At 37.8% G+C, this 19,084-nt stretch carries 17 protein-coding genes, 1 pseudogene and 2 riboswitches; of the genes and pseudogenes, 5 read left to right on the top strand and 13 right to left on the bottom strand.

From position 1 onward, the window contains the following. Positions 1–445 precede the first annotated feature (445 nt). From RVS70_RS19830 to RVS70_RS19785, 10 genes are all read right to left on the bottom strand, one after another. The gene (locus RVS70_RS19830; protein WP_026682149.1) at positions 446–1,855 is read right to left on the bottom strand and encodes an APC family permease; all 1,410 of its coding nucleotides are present in this window, start codon (positions 1,853–1,855) and stop codon (positions 446–448) included. 316 nt (positions 1,856–2,171) lie between these two features. Then, positions 2,172–2,780, bottom strand: a complete 609-nt coding sequence (locus RVS70_RS19825; RefSeq protein WP_121604371.1) for a queuosine precursor transporter — start codon at positions 2,778–2,780, stop codon at positions 2,172–2,174. Between the two features lie 123 nt (positions 2,781–2,903). Next, positions 2,904–3,401, bottom strand: coding sequence for a preQ(1) synthase (gene queF, locus RVS70_RS19820; protein ID WP_026682147.1), 498 nt, complete (start codon positions 3,399–3,401; stop codon positions 2,904–2,906). Positions 3,402–3,732: 331 nt separating this feature from the next. Continuing rightward, positions 3,733–3,779: riboswitch (PreQ1 riboswitch) on the bottom strand. 70 nt (positions 3,780–3,849) lie between these two features. Next, complete coding sequence (yidC, locus tag RVS70_RS19815; RefSeq protein WP_321134560.1) at positions 3,850–4,617, bottom strand: membrane protein insertase YidC; 768 nt, start codon at positions 4,615–4,617, stop codon at positions 3,850–3,852. Further along, positions 4,572–4,940, bottom strand: coding sequence for a hypothetical protein (locus tag RVS70_RS19810; protein WP_321134558.1), 369 nt, complete (start codon positions 4,938–4,940; stop codon positions 4,572–4,574). Before RVS70_RS19810 ends, yidC begins: the two co-directional genes overlap by 46 nt. Positions 4,941–5,328: 388 nt before the next feature. Beyond that, complete coding sequence (locus RVS70_RS19805; protein ID WP_321134556.1) at positions 5,329–7,479, bottom strand: TRAP transporter permease; 2,151 nt, start codon at positions 7,477–7,479, stop codon at positions 5,329–5,331. A gap of 3 nt (positions 7,480–7,482) precedes the next feature. After that, positions 7,483–7,965 carry a DUF1850 domain-containing protein gene (locus RVS70_RS19800; RefSeq protein WP_321134554.1) on the bottom strand — a complete coding sequence of 161 codons (483 nt, stop codon included), beginning with the start codon at positions 7,963–7,965 and terminating at the stop codon, positions 7,483–7,485. 17 nt (positions 7,966–7,982) lie between these two features. Further along, entirely contained in the window at positions 7,983–8,975 is a 993-nt protein-coding gene (locus RVS70_RS19795; protein WP_321134552.1) for a TAXI family TRAP transporter solute-binding subunit, read from the bottom strand. Between the two features lie 111 nt (positions 8,976–9,086). Next, positions 9,087–9,728 (bottom strand): response regulator, encoded by a 642-nt coding sequence (locus RVS70_RS19790; protein ID WP_051388377.1) that lies wholly within the window; start codon positions 9,726–9,728, stop codon positions 9,087–9,089. A 10-nt stretch (positions 9,729–9,738) separates the two neighbouring features. Next, positions 9,739–11,373, bottom strand: a complete 1,635-nt coding sequence (locus RVS70_RS19785) for a sensor histidine kinase (protein WP_051388376.1) — start codon at positions 11,371–11,373, stop codon at positions 9,739–9,741. Positions 11,374–11,822: 449 nt separating this feature from the next. Here RVS70_RS19785 and RVS70_RS19780 point away from each other — a divergent pair, with 449 nt between their 5' ends. The 5 genes from RVS70_RS19780 to RVS70_RS19760 all read left to right on the top strand — a co-directional run bounded on the left by RVS70_RS19780 (position 11,823) and on the right by RVS70_RS19760 (position 16,938). After that, positions 11,823–12,887 carry a DctP family TRAP transporter solute-binding subunit gene (locus RVS70_RS19780; protein ID WP_026682142.1) on the top strand — a complete coding sequence of 355 codons (1,065 nt, stop codon included), beginning with the start codon at positions 11,823–11,825 and terminating at the stop codon, positions 12,885–12,887. 224 nt (positions 12,888–13,111) lie between these two features. Beyond that, positions 13,112–13,214, top strand: a riboswitch (TPP riboswitch). A gap of 116 nt (positions 13,215–13,330) precedes the next feature. Next, positions 13,331–13,939, top strand: coding sequence for a YkoF family thiamine/hydroxymethylpyrimidine-binding protein (locus tag RVS70_RS19775; protein WP_321134550.1), 609 nt, complete (start codon positions 13,331–13,333; stop codon positions 13,937–13,939). Beyond that, positions 13,936–14,517, top strand: a complete 582-nt coding sequence (locus tag RVS70_RS19770) for an ECF transporter S component (protein ID WP_026682140.1) — start codon at positions 13,936–13,938, stop codon at positions 14,515–14,517. Before RVS70_RS19775 ends, RVS70_RS19770 begins: the two co-directional genes overlap by 4 nt. Next, positions 14,514–16,178 carry an energy-coupling factor transporter ATPase gene (locus RVS70_RS19765; RefSeq protein WP_321134548.1) on the top strand — a complete coding sequence of 555 codons (1,665 nt, stop codon included), beginning with the start codon at positions 14,514–14,516 and terminating at the stop codon, positions 16,176–16,178. Before RVS70_RS19770 ends, RVS70_RS19765 begins: the two co-directional genes overlap by 4 nt. Next, the gene (locus RVS70_RS19760; RefSeq protein ID WP_026682138.1) at positions 16,153–16,938 is read left to right on the top strand and encodes an energy-coupling factor transporter transmembrane component T family protein; all 786 of its coding nucleotides are present in this window, start codon (positions 16,153–16,155) and stop codon (positions 16,936–16,938) included. The genes RVS70_RS19765 and RVS70_RS19760 overlap by 26 nt, the downstream gene beginning before the upstream one ends. Before the next feature lie 300 nt (positions 16,939–17,238). Here RVS70_RS19760 and RVS70_RS19755 read toward each other — a convergent pair. The 3 genes and pseudogenes from RVS70_RS19755 to RVS70_RS19745 form a co-directional block, all read right to left on the bottom strand. Next, positions 17,239–17,548 (bottom strand): annotated as a pseudogene (locus RVS70_RS19755) (CHY zinc finger protein). A 26-nt stretch (positions 17,549–17,574) separates the two neighbouring features. After that, on the bottom strand, positions 17,575–18,216 hold the full coding sequence (locus tag RVS70_RS19750) for a pentapeptide repeat-containing protein (protein WP_162986342.1): 642 nt from the start codon (positions 18,214–18,216) through the stop codon (positions 17,575–17,577). 25 nt (positions 18,217–18,241) lie between these two features. Further along, a complete protein-coding gene (locus RVS70_RS19745; RefSeq protein WP_121604366.1) occupies positions 18,242–18,655 on the bottom strand; it encodes a VOC family protein in 414 nt (137 codons plus the stop codon). Positions 18,656–19,084 lie beyond the last annotated feature (429 nt).

Genomic DNA, 19,084 nt, shown 5'->3' with positions numbered 1-19,084 from the left:
CGCGAGCCGAAAATCCACTTTGCAACGTGTTCTTCTTTGCAAAGTTAGTTGAGGCCGTGCCCGCCGAAAGCGAAGTAATTAGTCGGAGCATTGCCAATATACATCAAACATTTCAAAATAACTACTTAGCTTAACACAGTCATTGCACTGATTTTATACTTTCTTAACTTAGAACAAAAGCGCAAGCGCCCGATTAGAAACGTAGCGACTGGAGCGAGTCAACAGAAATAAAGGAATCACGGTGTGCTTGCGAGCCGATGATGGCATATCGTAGGGCGATTCATGAAGTCGCCTCGTTTCTGGGCGCTGGAGCTGGACGGCGGCCTAACACCTCCATATTTATCCACATGGCCTAATTTATAATTTCCTAGACTATAACTATAACAAAACTGCTACTAAAATTTTTTTAGTAACAGCTTTCTTCTTTCTCATTTCCATTCTGCTTCTACGCTACCCGATTTATTTCTTTTTTCATGTGCTCGTCGGCATATCCTTTACCATATTTGGCCATGGAGTAGTTATAAAGTATAATGCCCAATAATATCCATATCCCTACAATGATCCATTCATATGGCCAAATTAAAGCAGATGGCATACCTGGCAAATAAAGGGTCATAACTCCTCCGGACATTAATACAGCTATCCACCCTATTGTAGTCCCTCCAGGAAGTTTAAAAGGACGTTTCATATTAGGAACTGTTCTGCGCAAAATAATAAAAGATACTGCTACCATTAACCACGCTACTACAAGTCCTAAGCCACCAGCATCAACTAGCCATACTAAAGCAGGCCGACCAAGTAAAGGAGCTGCTGTAGATAATACAGCAATTAATAGAATAGCTTTATGGGGCGTTTTATATTTAGGATGCAACTCTCCAAGTGACTTTGGTAACATACCTGCATTTGCTAAAGCGAAAATAGCGCGACTACCACCTACATAAAACCCAATCCAGCTTGTTAAAATCCCACCAATCCCTCCAAGCACAAGAAAATTCCCCATTAATTTACTATTGCCAAATGCTTTTGCCATTGCATCAGCGGTAACTAAGTTGGACGCCATAAGCTCAGAAGCATCTAAAATTCGTGATACCCCAAAAATAATGGCAATATACCAAATAACAGCGAGTACTACTGACACAATTAATAACTGACCAATCTTCTTTTGTGGTAAATTAATCTCTTCCGCCGCTTGCGGAATGACATCAAATCCAACAAACATAAATGGTGTCATAATGATAACTGTTAATAAACCTGCTACACCAGTTTCAACTAACGGCTTCATATTTGCTATATTCCCGCCAAATGTGCTACCTGTTATTAACATAAGACCTGCTATTAAAATTACTAATGTTAATATAAAGGAAATAACTGTTGTTAGCTTAATACCTCGATAATTAATCCAAGCAATCAATAACGAACCAAGAATTCCTATACCTGCCCAGGTTACTGTTACATCCCAGCCAGCTATCGTATATAAGTACCCCTGGCTGTAACCAGGTATGACATACTCGAAAACTGTAGGAAATGCAACAGCTTCAAATGCGACAACAGACACATAACCAAGAATAATGGCCCATGTAGCAATAAACGATGCTACTCTGCCCATTGCCTTATACGTATATACATGCTCTCCTCCAACCAATGGCAGCGCTGAGGACAATTCGGCATAAGTTAATCCAACTAAGACAACAAGTAGCCCTCCAATAGCAAAGGCTAGCATCGCTCCCATGGAGCCAGCTTCTGTAATCCATAATCCAGACGTAACGACCCATCCCCAGCCAATCATTGCTCCAAAAGCAAGTGCAAGCACATCTTTATTACCAAGAATCTTTAATAGCTTATCCGATTCATCCATCCATTTCCCCTCCTCAATTTGTAATTACATCACCATTATATTAACTAATTATTCAGAATTATTACCTTATACGAATCTCTTTTTTATAAAGTTGCCTACTTAATGATGCATACGCAACCCTTCCTTTCATATATTCATGAAAATTAAAACCGGCCATAAAGATAGGAACCTGAAGTAGGAGATCCTATCAATATAACTGGTTTTAATCTACTGTTTTGCTTTCATTCTTCAGCAAAGTCAATGGAATTGACAGTTTATAAATCTTTGATTATCTTTACAATAAATAAAATCCTATAAACAATTAAAAGTTACTTTATTACTTTGCCTCAAGCTTCCTCGCCCATTTAACCAACAAATAAGCAAACGGCGTATCTATTATTGCAATGATTAGTTTAAATATATATTGGGTGACTATCATACCCAATAGAACTCGTAGCGGCACGATTCCCCAGAATGCGATGGTTATAAACAGACTTGTGTCAATAAGTTGACTTGTCATCGTTGAGACATTATTTCGTATCCATAGCTTCTTCTCACCATGGCTTGCACGAAGACGATGAAAAATACTTACATCAAGGTGTTGACTTGCTATATAAGAGAGCAAGCTAGCTGCAATAACACGAAAGCTACCACCTAGTATTTGTTCGAATTCTGATTGTAGACCAAATGCTGGTGCAGCCGGTAAATGAACAACAATAAATATGAAAAACACCGCAAACAACTGGGTTATAAATCCTGCCTGAACCGTTTTTCTAGCTGTATTCTTTCCATATACTTCTCCAATCACATCTGTAAGCAAATAGGTCACGACATATACAATCGCAGCCCCAGGCAAAATAAATTCTCCTATTTGAAACAGTTTAACAGCTAATATATTTGATAGTAATAAAAGCCCAACAAATAACGCATTAAGATAGATAAACATAAAACTCCTCTTCCTTGTCCATTAATATGCCAGCACGTCCTAATCTTCACTACGTTGTAAATCTGTAGTCTGTGCTGCAAACGAGATTATAAAGGAAGAGACCTAAACCTAACCCTCTACTTTTTAACGATTATCTATATTTTCTGGGTATAGATCATGATTCATTAGTCTTTGATCTGCCATCTTCTCAAATTTAGTACCCGCTTTACCATAATTACAGTAGGGATCTATGGAGATCCCTCCACGCGGTGTAAACTTTCCCCAGACCTCAATATAACGGGGTGCCATTAAATCAATCAAGTCATTCATAATAATATTTATACTATCTTCATGGAAGTCACCATGATTACGAAAACTGAACAAATAAAGCTTTAGTGACTTACTCTCAACCATTTTTTTATCTGGTATATAGCTAATATACACCGTCCCAAAGTCAGGCTGATTTGTTTTAGGACAAAGCGTGGTAAACTCAGGGCAATTAAATTTAACAAAATAATCACGACCCGGGTGCTTGTTATCAAAAACCTCCAGTACGTCCGGTGTGTAGTCAAAAGCATACATCGTTCCTTGACTTCCTAGCTGTGTTACACCAGTTAACTCATCATTACTTCTACTAGCCATCGCGAAGCCTCCTTTTAAATATTCTTTCGTTAAAACAAGTGCGTACCTACTTAATACTCCATTTAGAAACAAAGCATTTAATATAATTCACCAAAACGAACAAGTGCAAGCGCCGATTTGAAACCTAGCGACCGGAGCGAGTCAACGGATATAAAGGAATCACGGTGTGCTTTGCGAGCCGATGGTGACTTGTCGTAGGGCAATTCGTGAAGTAGCCTCGTTACTGGGTGCTGGAGCTCAACACGCCCATATTTATCCATCGGCTAATTTTGTAATTCTCTAGACAAACAAAAAGCCATGGCCTAAGGCACATGACTTTTTATCACATCATTTGTCCTTAGTTTTTTATAGAGGGTTAAAGCTAAGAACCTCTCCCGCACGGAATGTTTTCTACTATCCATTCCACTCGAGTAATTATAAATAGGATACATTCGGATGTCAACGCTATTTAATGTTGGATTTTCGGATAGTACAATCTTTTTGCTAATAATGTTTGAAGAACTAAAAACAGTCCACTAACCGTCCAATATAATGGTAATGCAGCAGGTGCATTAAAGGAAATAAACCCTATCATAACAGGCGATAAGAGCGACATAACCGCCATCTGCTTCCTCTGTTTTTCGTCCATCCCCATTAACGATACTCTCGATTGAATAAAGTAAATAGCCGCTGCGACAAATGGTAGAATCAAATCAACCTGTCCTAAATCGAACCAGAGAAATGAATGTGCGGCAATTTCTGGCGAATTCCTAATCGCATAGTAAACCGCTATGATAATCGGAAATTGAATAAGCATCGGCAAACACCCCAATGAGCTTAAAGGGTTAAATTGATGCTTCTGGTAGAGTTGCATCATTTCCTTTTGCATCTCTGCTTTCGACTCTGCATCTTTTTTGTCCTTATACTTATCCGTAATAGCATCCATGTCAGGCTTCATTTCGCTCATCTTTTCTTTCGTCTTTGCAGCACTTTTCGTTTGTTTTAAAGATAATGGCATTAAAAGCAAACGAATAAGCAACGTTAGAACGATGATTGATAATCCATAGTCGCCACCAAACAGTATGGCAATATATTTGATAAGCTGCGAAAAGGGATTTTCAAAACTAAAAAAACCTGCAGCGCTAGTATCACCTTGGCAACCCGTTAAAAAGATTACAAGAATAATACTAATTACACTATATTTCTTAAGGAATGTGAATATAAATTGACGATCCATTGTTGTCCTCCTCGTTTTGATAATTCATTTGCTTGGAACGAGAAGGATTCGTTGTCTGTATCATCATCAGGCGATGCTATTCGATTTGTCTTTTTAATTAACCATTCAATAACCTCTCTACATTCGCCAAATAATTCTTGCATTGGCAATAACCGTACACGTAGATTATGATATTCCCTTGTCAAAATATTATTATTTTCTATAATATTTCGCGCATCTATTGTTAAGAATTGATAGGTAGATAAAATCGTAAGTAATATACTAATATATAGATAGAATGGCGACACATCATTAACTACTTCATTTAATAATTCTATCATCACTTATATTCACCTCCTTTATCAGTCTAATATCTATTATATCATAGGATTACAAAAGCTTAAATGAAGCTTACCGAAATGGTGAGCATGAGTAAATATAAAATGAAACTTCAATAAGTGGTGGTATTACTGCCAGTTGTTTGTGGGATAACAAAAGCATAAGCACCCGACTAGATACGTAGCGACTGGAGCGAGTCAACTAATGTGCCGATGATGACTTATCGTAATACGATTCGTGAGTCGCCTCGTTTCTGGATGCTGGAGCTGGACGCGTCTCAACACACCCCTATTTATCCACGGCTAATTTTATAATTTCCTAGACTATTAAAAAAGATGTTGATATCGATGCTTTTGCATGGATAATTAACATCTTTTTTATCATTTATTTCTATTAACCGACCTGATTTTCTCTCTCTCTTTCTATTATTTTTCGCCAGTTGGAGGATAGAACTAAAATAAGAGCTAATATGCCTGCCATATCTGTCCAAATACCAGGATAGATGAGCAGCAATGCTCCTAAGGTTGCTATCAATCGGATATACCAGGGAAGTGCATCCTTCAAAAAGCCTTCAGCTGCTACGGATAAAAGAAAAACCCCTGTTAGTGAAGTCACCGTAATAAGTAGTAGATTCCCAATCGTAGCATCGATCATCAACATTTCACGAGAAAAGACGAACATAAATGGTACAATAAATCCAGCAATTGCTAGTTTCATTGCTTGCATGCCTGTACGCATCGGATCACCACCGCTAATACCTGAACCTGCAAAGGCAGCTAACGCAACTGGCGGAGTGATATTAGCAAAAATTCCAAAATAAAACACAAACATATGTGCAACAAAAATAGCTGTTTCATCTGTTCCAGCTAATTCTCTAAAATATGGTAATTGTAGTAATATTGGGGCTGCCATTGTACTTGTAATAATATAGGTTGGAATGCTTGGTAATCCCATCCCTAAAATAATCGACGCGACCATCGTTAACGCTAATGTGATTAAAAGCTGAACAAGGGGACTCTGAATCATTTCACCGACACTTACGATGGAGCTTGCAATCTCAAGCGCTACACCGGTTAAAGAAGCTATACCTACAATAATGCCAACCGCACCACAAGCAACTGCCACAGGAATGGTTGTACGAACACCTTTTTCCAATGCCCCAAAAAAATCCCGAACATCTATTTCCTCTGCTTTCACCTTTGCCTTTTTACGTATAAGATTAATGACTAAAGGTATCAGGACAATTAGCCCAAGCTCTAACCAGTTATCACGTAACATCGGCATACTTATCCCTGATAGGAGTGCTCTTATCTGAGATTCAAATATAAGAAATAAAGAAACTGCCATTCCGATAAGTAACATTCTTCCAGTACCTGTAATAATAATCGTTGATACAATCGACCAAAACGCTGCGTAGAATGGCGTCTTCCCTGTAAATAGCAAATACAATAGGATAGCCATTGGAATCAGGAGATGACCACGTTGGATTAATACCTCCTTCACAGTTGGCAACTCATTCTTATTTAATCCACGTAAACCAAGCTTAGAAGCCCTAATATGGACCTGGAGTAAAATACCAATATAAAATAATAATGCAGGAATAATTCCAGCTAAGATCACTGTTGTATATGGTATACCTAGATTCTCAGCCATGATAAAGGCTGCTGCTCCCATTATTGGAGGTAATATTTGCCCACCAACACTAGCAGAAGACTCGACAGCCCCTGCAAAATTCTTCTGATATCCTACTTTTTTCATTAACGGAATCGTAAAAGCACCCGTTGTCACTACATTTGCGATAGCGGAACCATTAATTGAACCTAAAAAGCCGCTTGCCAGAACAGCCACCTTAGCTGGTCCACCCTTCGTATGACCAGCTACCGCCATTGCCAGATCATTAAACATCTGCCCCATTCCCGATTTACTTAAAAATGCACCAAACAGAATAAATAAAATAATATAACTAGCAGATACTCCGATTGCTGTCCCTAGGATTCCCTCTGTGATGTAGATTAAATGAGATAGAATTCCTTCCGAAACACTTAATATAATGGGACCTGTTAGCTCAGGATATATGGATAACTTTACGTAAAACCCATAAGCAAGAAATCCAAATGCGAGTAACGTTAGTCCCCACCCCGTCACCCTTCTTGTAATCTCAAATAATATAATAAGGACAGCAATACCGACATAAACATCTATATCGTTAATTCGACCACCAGATTCAATAATTCGGTTAGCAGATGCAAGCATATAAATACCAAGTAGGAGGGATATCCCCGCAAACAGATAATCATAGACGGGGATACCGTTGTGCTTTCTTTTTTTCATTATAGGATATAATAAAAAACCTAACACCATTAATGTGTATAAATGAAGACTACGTTGTTTGATATCTACAAGTGAACCAGCATATGACGTATAAAGATGAAACAAACCTAATCCAGCTGCTAACACGGTAATTAGGATGCCTATAACTAATGGGTATTGTGTACGTACATTGCTTTCCCGATCAAACCCCTCCAAATTTGCTTTTTCATTCATATATCATCCCACCATTTCTTTTACTGTTGTCCGTAGAATGAAGAAGAGAGGCGCTTGTTTAGCCTCTATTATATAAGCCATATTACTTGCTTCCAAAGGGTATCTTTTCTTTTGATAGATCAACTGGTAATCATTCATTAGCGAAGACCTTAGCACTAGCTCGGCACCAATCACTCTATCTATCTGCATATATACCCAACCATCTTGAACTTCGGTTGAATGCTCTGACCATGTAGGAACTCCAGCACCAAATGTTTTAAATTTGGTGGAATCTAATGAAATAATTTGATCATCAACTATGAAGTTTTCCACCCAGGCTTCCTTTTCAACAGAATGAATCCACTGCAAAGAAAAAACATCATCAGTTTGAAGAAAAGCATAGGTGATGGTTGTTCCTTGTGATACAAGTATTGCATTTACTGGTACGAGTAACACACCTAGCCCAACCATTATAATCGTTATCACTATCCATTTAAGTCGCGACATCCTTTTATTGAAGCATCTTATTTTAAAATCCCCTGTTCTTCATAAAACTTTTTAGCACCTGAATGGATTGGGACTACCAAACCTTCGGCCAAGTCATCCCGATCGAGTTGTTTTAATGCACTTATAGATACCTCTTCGCTTCCTAAATAATCGTAATATCGTTTCGTCAAATCATATACGAGATCTTCGCTAAGCTCTGGAGAAACAGTAATTATGTTTTGAATACCGACCGTATTTACCTTTCGATCTAGGTTATACATCACCTCATCTCTAGCTGGAATCGTAAATTCTTTATAGAATGGATACGCCTCCATTAGTTTTTTTGCAATTTCACCGTTAATTTCTACAAATACTACTTCGTTTTGCTGCATTAAATCAGTTATATTACTATTCGGTACTCCAGAGGTGAAGAATGCTGCATCTAAATTTCCGTTTTTCATTTCCTGTACACTATCCGCATAACCAGTATGCGTTACTTTGGAAAGATCATCGTATGATAATCCAAGTACCTCTAATACCTTTTTAGCGCTTTGCTCGACTCCTGAACCAACTTTACCAACACCAACACGTTTTCCTTCCAAATCTTCGATTGCTTCGATTCCACTGTCCGCTGTTGCGACAACTTGAACAACATTTTGATACATACCAGCCATTGCTTGCACATCCACTTGATTACCTTCAAACTGTCCCTTTCCTTGAAGCGCATCGTAACCTACATCACTCATAATAATACTCATCTGATTTAACCCATCCTGCATATTCTGAATATTCGCTACGGAAGCACCAGTAGACTCGACAGTGACATTATTAATATAATCACTTTCTTCAAAAATAGGCTTTAATGCTCCGCCAATGGGGTAGTACGTTCCCGAAGTACCGCCAGTCCCAAAAACAATTGGTTGACCATCACCACTAACTTCCTCCGAATGTTCGGCTGCTTCTTCCTCTCCACAAGCTGATAAAGCGATAATAATTGAAAACATACATATCAACACAAGGTATTTTTTCAAAACAAGTACCCTCCTTTAAAATCCTTTTCTACATGATAACGCTTTCATTTTATTTTAAGAATAATATGAACATATTGTACATTTTGTTCATATTGGTCTTTTAGATAGCCATTAAATAAGCTTGTATCGATTAACTGGTCTACCAACCACACCATACTGGAGGATAATCTCTACGCGATCCATCTTCTCTAAGTAATCCAAATATCTCCTTGCGGTAACCCGTGCAATACCTATACTTTCAGCTGCTTTATCTGCTGAAGCAGGCTCATTCTGGGAGCCTAAAAATTCAATTACTTGATTCAATGTTTGTTTATTTAAGCCTTTAGGCAGCAAATGTCCTTGTCTACTATTCTGTTCATTCTGCATCATTAAGACATCAATCGTTTGCTGATCTACCTTTTCACTTGCATTAAATTGGCGACGATAACGATTATACTTAGTCAGTGCCAGAACAAGACGATCAAATTTGAATGGTTTAATAATATAATCGAGAGCTCCGTGATGTAGCATATTACGAACCATATTCATTTCATTAGCTGCGGAAATGATAATCACCTCCAAATCCAACTCTAACTCCCTTAACGCTTTAAGTGCTGCGATACCATCTTGTTCAGGCATATAGATATCCAGCAGAACGAGATCGGGATTGTTGTATTGACATAATTCCAAGCCTTGCTTCCCGTTTTCGGCTATTGCAATAACGTGAAAGCCCTCTACCCTTTCTACCATTCTTTTATTGACTTCTTGTACCATAGGGTCGTCCTCAATCAGCAATACTTTCACTTCTGAATCTCTTATCACGGAACCCTTCCTTTCTCAACATCATTGGAATCGTTATAATAATTTGTGTCCCCTGATGTAATACTGAATCAACTGATATAGTCCCTTCTGCCTTGGATATCATTTGCTGTATTAAATATAGGCCAATTCCTGATCCGGATTTCCCTTTGGTCGTATAGCCCTTTTCAAAAATTCGATCCGTATCAACGATACCAATTCCATTATCAATGATTTTTATCATACAATCCGTTTCATTTTGATAAATTGTGATATTAATCCTTTTTTGCTTTATCTCTGATATAGCACATGCGTCAATTGCGTTTTCAATTAAATTCCCTAGTATGAGCACCATATCATGATTGTTAAACACAGTTGGAAATGCTTTTATTGACGTTTGACCATCCACTCTAACATCAATTCCTAGCTCTTCACCTCTACGTATCTTGCTAATAAGCAAACCTGCAATACTATAACTTTTAATTCGTTGCATCATGAACCTTGTTAAGGACGCCTGCTTCTGTGTCGTTTGGAAAACATATTCCAACGCTCGCTCATTTTCTTCTAACTGAATTAATCCTGCAATTGTATGAAGCTTATTCATATGTTCATGATTTTGAACACGTAATGCATCGACAAAAGCTTTTACACCTGTTAACTCCTCTGCCATCTTTGTAACTTCTGTCCGATCTTGAAAAACCACCACACAGCCTATCCGTTCGTTTTCTATTTCTATTGGAATCCGATTTAACATAATTAGCTTCTCATGAACTCTCAATGTTTCATTATAAGCTGCCGTCTGCCCTCTTAATTGCTGTACCATTACTTTGTCTTTCAAGACCGTACTCATGAGAGCATCATTAACATCCATTTCAATATGTAAAATCTCTTTTGCCTTTTCATTAAAAACAACTAACCGCTCATCACGATCTACAGCAATAACGCCTTCATGCATTGCTTGAAAAACTGTTGTTCTCTCTTTTAGCACCCTCGCTATCTCATATGGCTCCATCCAAAACGTCTGTTCTTTAACATGTCTTGCCAATAAATAAGAACCAATGATTCCAAAGGCTATTGTCAGTAAAGCAATAATCATTATTTCTACTCGTATAGATAAAAGTATGTTCCAAAATGATGGGAGCATATTTCCGACAAGCACTACTCCTATTTGTTCAAAACTATCATTAACAATTGGAACAAAAGAACGGATAGCAGTTCCTTGTTCCCCCTTCGCTTTTGAAACATAACTATGCTCAGCAAAAGCAGCCCCTTCATCCTTCCCTGACGATACCGTTCCGAGCTGTTTTTCGATTGGATGGGAGAATCTGATACGGTTCATATTTAAAACAACAATGTAATCAACTTGATTAATCGTACGTATTCGCTCAACAATTGGATTGATTGTTTTCCAGCCTCGTGCTTTTACAATTGAATCCTTTATTTCTGGTAAGTTCGCCACGATCCTCCCTGTCATAAGTCCACGCTCACCAAGCCCTTCTTCTTTTCCTTGAAAAAGATTGCCGATAAGCATAATGCCACCAATTAAGAGCGTAAATAGAACAATCCCAAAAGATAGAATCATAATCTTTAGTCTAATTGGCATTTTACGAAGACTTACCATTCCCCACTTCTCCTTAAGTTTAATGATTGATAGAATATTATGATAAAATAAAGTGAAACTTCCATCCGTGGGGGGGTTTTGTTTATCCCCACGGATGGTTAGGTGAACCAATCGGACATTTACTGGCAGTTGTTCCACACTTCCCATTTTGGTTTCTCTTTATTGCTTGAAGTGGGTATCTTACTGCCAGTTATATGCGGGATAAAGTAAAACTTCCGTCCGTTTTTACTAAAACAAATACGTACAAAGGCTTCATTCGCCACTTCCTGTGGCAACGCCTTTGTGACCTACTTCCATGGAGGCCCGAACCAATCGGACATTTACCGGCAGTCGATCCATCGCCCATATTGGTTTCTCTTTATTACTTGAAGCGGGAGCTTACTGCGGTTATATGCGGGATGAATGACCACACACTGAACTTTCTCTATTTAGTTCATGGAGGTAATTATTTGCGAAACTTTTTTATAATTCTAACATTTATTATAACAGGACTTGTTTCCGCTGTCGTAATTGGAATTGACTTCGAGACAATTCGTGGAACAGATGATTATGATGATGAACAAGAGGGATTACGTGAACAAATCATCATTCGGTTTAGTCATGTTGTTGCGACTGACACACCAAAGGGACAAACAGCCCGGAAGTTTGCTCAACTTGTAGAAGCAAAAACAAATGGAAGAATCAAAGTCCACATTTATGCAAATGGGTCTCTATATAATGACACCAATGAGTGGGAAGCCATCCAAAATGGGAATGTTGAAATGATTGCCCCGGCAACAGCTAAGGTAAGTGAGCTATTTCCCAAATGGGGTATCCTTGATCTCCCCTATGCATTCCCTACACACGAGGCAGTAACGGAAGCATATGAGGGTAAAATAGGGAAAACATTGCTTGCAAACCTTCATAATACAAACGTGAAGGGCTTGACTTTTTGGTATAACGGTTATAAACAGCTTACGAATCAAGTACACGTTATCAAACTACCAGATGATGTAAACCGACTCCATTTCCGTATTATGCCTAGTCCTGTTATTAAGGAACAATTTAATCAAGTACATGCTAGCACAAGTAGCTTACCATTTAATAAAACTTATCAAAACTTGGAAGTACATTTTATTGATGGACAGGAAAATACGATTTCTAATATTTACTCTAAAAAATTCTATGAGCATCAACCGTTTGTAACTATGAGCAATCACGGTTATCTCGGATACGGTGTTTTTATTAATAAGCCTTTTTGGGAATCATTATCTGAATATAATCAATCAGCCATTCAAGCTGCCTTAAGTGAAGCAACGGATTGGGGGAAACGTCACGCGATTGAGATGAATGATCATTATACACGTGAATTAAGAAAAAAAGATGTTGTTACTATTCACTTTCTTACAACAAGAGAAAGAGAGCAATGGAAGAATGCATGGAAAGCTGTATACGATCAGATGACTACGATTATTGGCAACGAGTTAATGGACGAGGTACATCGGATACAGAATAAGTATAATTCTAGAGAATGATAACTGCTCACTATTCTCTTATACACCCAACATTTTAGCTTATTACTCTTTTGATTACATTGTTCATGTACTTCATTGCAATGTGAGGTATCAAGTCAAAAAGTCTAGCAGTTCTATAAGTTGCTTTATTTCACAGTATATCACTTATCGTATTTACAAAAAGCACTAATTGAACTATTCTATTAGTAGTATATATAAATACATAAAAACTGCATATCTATTTTAAATTGCACTAGGGGAGCTATGTACATGGCTGAGAAGAGACTACTCTGACCCTTATAACCCGATCTAGATAATACTAGCGTGGGGAAGTGCAGTCGTTCATATATCGTTTTATAGGCATAGCCTACATATATTTTTGAAGACTGCATTCCCAAAGAATGCAGTCTTTTTTATTTATGTATAACTTCACTGACATGACTATTTATTAGGAGGAAAATGATATGAACGAACAAGCATTGAACTGTATTAATAGTCGGATTGCTGGTTGCTCTTTTGCCATCTATCCAATGACAGATCAATTTGTAGATGTAATTACAACTTCACTGAAAAACGTAGATACATCTAAGGTTTGGATTAAAACAACAGATGTAGAAACCTGTGTACGTGGCAAGATCACACATGTTTTTGATGTAACCAAGGCACTTTTTTTGCATGCGGCTAGCACAGGACACCATGTCGTGTTTAGTGCCACCTACTCCATCGGCTGTCCGGGAGACTCCGATGGGGATGTATATCTATCAACGGACGACCATCGATTAAATTTAAATACAAATGACCTTCAGCAAGAAGTTGCCGGCAAATTTTCCCTTTATCCGTTGGGTGGAGGAAATTATATGAACATCATTTATAACCAAATTGAGGAAATGAAGCTCCATGGGGTTAAGGTTAGCTCTATCCACTATGCTACAAGGCTAGACGGGGATGGAAAACTTATATTCGATGGACTTGAACGTGTTTTTACAAATTTAGAAAGTAGTTATTCATCACATCTAGTTATGACAACCACCATATCTGCAAATAGCCCATCTAAAAAGGGGGAGATACTTTGAATAATTGGAAGCTAAAGGAAATAATTGTTATGTCTGTTCTTTCCGTAGTCTTCGGTATCGTTTATTTAGCATTTTTACCTATTGGAAAAATTCTCGTGTCGTTCATGGGACCCATAGGATATGACTTTATATTTGGTATTTGGTTTATTGTATCCATTATTGCGGCTTATATCATTCGTAAACCCGGAGCTGCATTTTTGTCAGAAACAATTGCTGCAACGGTAGAAATGCTCCTCGGTAATGCTATGGGACCAATCATTATTATTACGGGTATTATACAGGGTCTTGGCGCAGAAGCTGCCTTTGCGCTAACAAAATGGAAACGCTATTCACTTTGGGTGCTAATGTTAGCCGGTGTTGGAGCAGCTATATTTAGTTTTGTTTGGGGATATTTTAGATCAGGCTATGCTGCCTTAAGTACTCCATACATATTAGGTATGTTATGTATAAGAATGATTAGTGGGGCAATCATTTCAGGTTTGCTTGGAAAAGCAATTAGTGATTCACTCGCGAAAACAGGCGTACTATCTAGTTTTGCGCTTGGTAAACAAATCAGAAAGGAACGTTCCGCATCATGATCAACGTATCTAATCTTTCACTCTGGTTTCATGAAGATAATGATAAACCAATCATCTCTAATCTGAGCTTTCAGTTAGACAGAGGGGAAACCATGCTACTACTTGGACCAAGTGGTAGCGGAAAAAGTACGTTAACACACTGTTTAAATGGTATATACCCGCGCGAATTAGACGGTAAAATGACAGGTGATGTTACCATATTCGGTCAATCTATACACGATGCACATCCCGGTACAATTAGCAAACAAGTTGGCGTCGTATTCCAAGATCCAGAAAGCCAATTTTGTATGTTAACGGTAGAAGATGAAATTGCCTTTGGCCTAGAGAATATTTGTACACCGCCGCTTGAAATAGCTAGAAAAATAGACGAAGTATTACAAATGGTTGACTTAATGGATGACAAGCACTCTATCATTTCATCCCTTTCTGGAGGACAAAAACAAAAATTAGCATTAGCCTGTGTGCTAGCACTAGAACCAGAGATACTTATCTTGGATGAACCGACTGCCAATTTAGATCCACAAGCGACTAAAGAATTTATCAAGACTATTCAAACCATTAAACAGAAAAAATCAATGGGAATAATCGTTATCGAACATCAATTGGAAGGCTGGGTATCTTTTATCGACCGTTCTTTCATATTATCTAAGGACGGAAAATGTATGTATGATGGCCCACTAGCACGGATCATTTCGGATAATAAAGAAAGCGTGCTAGAAGAGGGGATTTGCCTGCCAAAAATAACAAAACTTGTACTTACAGCAGCCGAACAAAACAAAGCTGCTTATATCAGTCCACCGTTAACAATCAAGGATACCCCATCATTAGTTACATATATGGACAATAGCTTTTTAGAAAAGACAATACCAGCAGCTCACCAAGCAGACATTATACTATCTGCTTCGCGTGTTACTCAAAATAAAAAACAAAAAAGGGTACTTCATCAAATTGATTTCGATCTGTATGAGAGCTCATTTGTAGCAATCATTGGAGCTAATGGAAGCGGCAAAACATCGTTAACAAAAGTACTTAGTGGTATTGAAGCTCCTACACACGGAGACATTCTCCTACGTCAGCATCCTATCCGTAATTGGAAGGAAAAATTATTGCGAAAAGAGATTGGATACGTGTTTCAAAATCCGGAGCACCAATTTATTACAGACACTGTATTTGATGAAATTGCCTACAGCTTACGTCTGCATCCATATTCAGAATCATATATAGAAGAGAAAGTACATTACACCCTAGTCAATTGCCAATTACAAGGATTCGAGCATCGCCATCCTTATTCGCTAAGTCAGGGACAAAAAAGGAGACTCAGTGTAGCCACAATGATTGTCGATGAACAAAAAATACTCTTTCTAGATGAGCCTACCTTCGGGCAGGATGCCGCTTCTACCTTAAAGCTTATGCAAATGTTAAAAGAACGGCATGCCAAAGGCACATCCATTATCATGGTTACACATGACATGGATATCGTCGACAAATATGCGGACCGTGTCCTTGTTTTAGAAAACGGAGAAATTATAAGAGATCAATCACCAGACCAATTATGGAAGGATTCGGACTTACAAAGATGGCACTTAGACTACCCAACCCGAATTCAACTGCAACAACATTTGGAGGTGAATCAGCATGACTTCGCTATTAAATCAACTTAATCCAAGCATTAAAGCTTTTACCGTTATTCTATTAGTGTGTCTATTGACCTTTGTGTTTGATCCATTTACACCACTAGTTTATTGCTTATTCACCATCCTCCTTACTTTCGTATGTGGAAAAATTGCTTGGAAACGATACATGCTTTATTTCTTAATTATCATCCTATTATCCGTTGGTATGCTTTGGACAACGCTTGCCTTTGCTGATGAACCAAATCGACCACATGATACCATGGAGATTCTATTTTGGGATATACCAAAGGAAGATGTTACGGTAGCGTTAGCATTAACATTGCGGATGCTTGCCTTCGCATCCTTATCATTTATGTTTATCTTCACGACAAATATGGTGCATTTCATTCTAAGTCTCATGCAGCAATGCAAGCTATCTCCAAAATTAGCTTATGGGGTATTAGCTGGGTATCGCTTTTTACCTTTAATGAAAGATGAGCTTAACCAAATCCGTGCCGCACATCAAATAAGAGGGGTACGAAGAGCTAACGGAATAAAAGAATCCATACAACAATATAAACGCTATGCAATCCCTTTACTTGCCGGAGCAATTCGCAAAGCAGAACGAACAGCAGTAGCTATGGAGTCTAAAGGATTCAGCGGCGAGAGGCAACGCACCTTTTATAGAACATTTACGGTTAAATGGCAGGATTGGACTTTTTTGGTGGGTATGCTTCTCCTTTTTTTCATTATTATTATGATTTCTATTAAGTTGGGGTATTTTAGCTGGTATAAAGGACAATTTTAGACGAGGAGTCCCTTAACTAGAGAGAAATCAGATATTTTTCAGTAGTTATTTTTATAGCATTTTTACTTTTCATAGCACGTTATAGCTTTACAGCGGGGTGTTTTTCTAAAAAAGAACACAAATACTACATCCCAAAACTTAGCTCTCTTTTCACACAACTGGAATATCCGCGCAATAGTTTAACCTCCTCGTGAGTAGAGATATAATGACGAGGTCATCACAACCGTTACGATTACCACAGAAGTTTCGCATATTCCAGTTGCTTCATCTAACATTTTTAGGAGACATTTCTCTTTATCTTTAATCAAAGTACAAATGATGATGTAGCCTACATCCCTCGTTAAACACAGATCCACAGTGCATACATTTACTCATTTGCAAATACTGATTAATCGTTAATTCCGTTTTGCACACTCCACAAAGGATGGCTTTATTAGAAAATTCCTCTTCCTTCCATCTAGTAAACGTATGCTTTTCTGCTTCCTCGTGACAGTAATAACATGGATAATACGTTACACATTTTACATTTAATGGCGATAACATCTCTTTCGGAATGATAGTGGATACATCGTGTTTCAGAATCAACGACCTTACCGAATACCTGTATCATCTTTACCTTCTCCTTCATGCAGTACCCTAATCTTTTACCTTCACACCAAACAATTCGATAAAAGAAACGGCTTGCTCAGCTGAAATGATTGCTCCCTTTATTTCTTCGGCATTCGTATGAATCGTTGTAAATTGACAATCGCTTAAATCAACATTCTTTAAGGACGTACCTGTAAATTGGACATCATCAATCGTTGAATGTCCGAATTGAACATAGTCCCATTTCGAATCTAAAAAATTCGCACCCTTTAATAAACAATTCGTAAAACAAACATCACGCATATCCGTTTGATTAAATAAGGCATATGGAGCTTGACACTCTTGCCAATAAACATCACGAAGTTCCGTCTGATCAAAATCCGTTCCAGCTAATTTACAGTTTTTGAATAATACGCGATGAAAACGGGTCCTGCTAAAATCCACATGTGACAGATCGCAATCTTCAAGGATACTGTTGGACCAAGAAGAAAATGGCAGCTTTGACCCCGTTAGATTTACATTTCTAAAATGAACTTCCTCAAACCGCACATGCTCTGCTTCTATCGGACCATCAACATATGTAACCTTTCCGATTTCCACTAGTGTTTCATTGGAAATATCCGATAAAGATATCTGACTTAAACCTTCTGGTAATAGCGGCTGTTGAATCGTTCTTACTTTTCGCTTCATTAGCTTACCCTCCCATATCTTACGCTCAAGCATCGTTTTGAATTTTTTTCGTATAATTTAACTCCCATGAAATGCCGTTTCTATCGGTAACCATTGCATGCTTTGCACCCCAAAAGGTATCTTGTAACTTCATTTTCACCTCACCATCTTTAGCTAACGCTTCATAAATGTTGGTGATTTCCTCTTCACTTTCTAGATCTGGACCTAATAGGACATCACTACCTTGAATAATCTCCTCATCAAATACATCTGCCATATATAAAATACAGTCTTCATTTATATGCAATTCTGCATGAATATACTTACCTTCATGGCCCTGAAACATCTCAATACCATCTGACATCTGTGTATTTCTGATCTCGCCACCGAATACTTTTTGATAAAATGCTATTTCATCCTTGCAATTCTTAATTCGTAAATGGGGTACAATTTTTTTCATTTGTACTCCTCCTATTCATTATTTTCTTACATCATACCAATAGCACATTTTAAATGGAATATTTCATTTAAAATTTAAAAAAACAAGGATCAATTCCTCATACTACCAAAAACACGATTCATATATAGGTTGTTCTCGCGTTCCAACAGACTATTTAAATGTTAAAATATGTGGAATATTTTAACATTTAAATATCTCTAAATTTTCATTTTTATATTATAATATTTTATGTGCAAAAAGATAAATATGGAAATTAGGGGGATGGTTATGAAATTAGGGAAGTTTTTTGTAATCTTACTAATGAGTTAATTTCATAATATAGAGCCCTTGGGGCTCAAGACTTTAAAGACATAAAAATTAGAGCACCTCCCCAAATCCTGTATAATGTTAGTTACCACACAAACATAAACAGAGAGGTGAGATGCCCCT

Origin of the sequence: Virgibacillus sp. M23, from assembly GCF_034190895.1 — a bacterium.
In the GTDB taxonomy this organism is placed as follows: Bacteria; Bacillota; Bacilli; order Bacillales; family Amphibacillaceae; genus Virgibacillus; species Virgibacillus salarius.
This window is presented reverse-complemented; position numbering and strand designations above follow the sequence as displayed.